Annotated in this window: 2 protein-coding genes and 1 pseudogene; 2 read left to right on the top strand and 1 reads right to left on the bottom strand. The window is 77.1% G+C overall.

Annotation, left to right across the window (positions count from 1 at the left end):
- A pseudogene (locus GL263_RS25740) lies at positions 1-127 on the top strand (hemerythrin domain-containing protein); the annotation flags it as partial.
- Between the two features lie 66 nt (positions 128-193).
- Here the strand turns inward: GL263_RS25740 and GL263_RS25745 are convergent.
- Positions 194-919: a polysaccharide pyruvyl transferase family protein gene (locus tag GL263_RS25745; RefSeq protein ID WP_228456830.1), complete on the bottom strand. Its 726-nt coding sequence runs from the start codon at positions 917-919 to the stop codon at positions 194-196.
- Between the two features lie 682 nt (positions 920-1,601).
- Between GL263_RS25745 and GL263_RS25750 the strand changes: the two genes are divergently transcribed.
- Positions 1,602-1,965 (top strand): DUF2795 domain-containing protein (locus GL263_RS25750; protein WP_182858142.1); only part of this gene is annotated, 364 nt, incomplete at its 3' end.

Below are 1,965 nucleotides of genomic sequence, written 5' to 3' on the forward strand. Positions count from 1 at the left end.
AAGAGACAGCACCCGGCCCCACCCCGGCATGCCCGACAAGCCGCCGGCCAACCGGTTGCTGGCGCCCGGCGCCGGGCTGGTCGACCGGGCCAGGGACGCGCTCAGCGGCCGGAACAAGGCGGCCTGACGCGCCCTCACCGGACAAGCACGGCGGTCGGCGGCCGGTCACCGCGGCCGACCGCCGTCGCGGTGTTCAGCGCAGCAGCCCGACGAGCCGGTCGAGTGGGTCGTCGGCCCGGCGGCCGAGGAGCGCGGCGCGGGCGCGCCGCGCCCGCGCCGGGCCGCTGGTGAGGCACCACGTACACCAGCGGTCCAGTTCCCGTCCGGTCAGCCGCTCGACGGGCACCAGCGCCGGCCAACCGCACGCCCGGGCCTGCGCGGTGACCTTGGCACCGCCGCGCACCGGGTCCACGGCAAGCGCCGGCAGCAGCCCGTGCAGCCGGTCGGTCACCACCAGGTCGAAGCGGGAGAGCAGGGCCTGGCACTGGTCGGCGGTGCGGCACAGACGCCAGTCGTCGCGGTCGAGCCGGGTGTCGACGTCGGCGTAGGCGCAGTCGCGGCCCGGCAGCGATGCGACGAGGGTGTCGGCGGCGTACCGGTGGCGGCGGTCACCGTACTCGCCCTGGCCGTGGGTGAGCACCACGGCGGCGACCGGTGGCGGCGAGCCGGCGGGCCGGGCGGCGAGGGAGAGGTCGGTCTCGGGCGGCAGGCCGGGGGCGTCCCGGGCCACTACGTGGTGGAAGCCGCGCACGGCCGCGGCGTCCGGGTCGACGACCGACACTCCGACGGCGATCCGCAGGCAGTGCGCGAAGCGGCGGTGCAGCGCGCGGACCTGCTCGCCGTGGGCCGGGCCGCACAGGAACACCAGCCGGTCGAACTCCTCGGCGGGCATCTCCAGCGGTGACCGGCCGCCGCTCACGAATCCCGGGCTCCACGCGGTCTCGTGGGGTACTCCCGCGGCGGTGAGGGCGTCCCGCACGTCACGGCCCGCAGGGCCAGCAGGTCGCCCGCCGTCGCCCCGCCGTCGGGGAAGCTGAACCACCCGATCAGCAGCGTTTTGGCCGGTGGCACGTGGGCACTCCGTCTCGCGTTTCGGGTCTTTCACGGCTTCTGGCGGTCCCGCGGCTCCGGTCGGCCGTCGGAGGCGGGCGCGGGTCGACGAGTCGCTTCCGTCATCTCATGGACGCTCGGCCGGAGGCAACGGGACGCGCCCGCCGCCCGTGCGGCGGGCGCCGACCCGAGGCGGGAAGCGCGAGTGGGAGGACTGGAGCAACGCCCTGCTCACCGCGTGGCTGCGCCGACCCGCCGGCACGGCGCTGGCGCGCACCGGCGCGCCGGCGTTCGACGGGCTGCGGGACACGGGCTCCAGGCGGGCGCCGGGCGCCGCGCTGCTGCCCGCCGCTACGTCGGCTGACGCCGGCGGTGCGACTCGACGTCGAGCGGCTCGACGGCGCAACCCACCCGACCGCCCCGCTGTGTACCGGTTTGCCCTGCGGTGGGGGCGGCTACCCGTAACGACGGGCCCACGTCCGGCACGCCCGCACGGCGGGCGGCCGCCGCCGGGCCCGGACCGATCGGCCCGCCGAAGTGAGGAGTCGGCAGTGGAACGACGCAGCGACAAGCTCAGCCCGCGCCAGGACGAGGAGATGAAGCACGAACTCCGGGGTCGGCTCCGCGCCGACCATCCCACCCGGGTGGAGGAGTGGCGGGACCCGGAACCGCTCGCCGAGGACGACCCCGCGCTGGCCGCCGGCCCCGTCGGGCGCCCCGGCGCCCCGGGCGAGGACCCCCTCGAGGAGCTGCGGCTGGACCTCGCACGGCACCTCGGCCGGCACGGCTTCCCCGCCGACCGCGGCGAACTGGAGGACGACCTGGCGGCGCACCACGCACCCGACCGGCTGATCGAGGCCGTGCGGCGGCTGCCCGCCGACCGTTCCTTCGTCGACGTGCAGGACGTGGTGACCA

This window comes from Streptomyces durbertensis, from assembly GCF_014156695.1.
Classification (GTDB): Bacteria; Actinomycetota; Actinomycetes; order Streptomycetales; family Streptomycetaceae; genus Streptomyces; species Streptomyces durbertensis.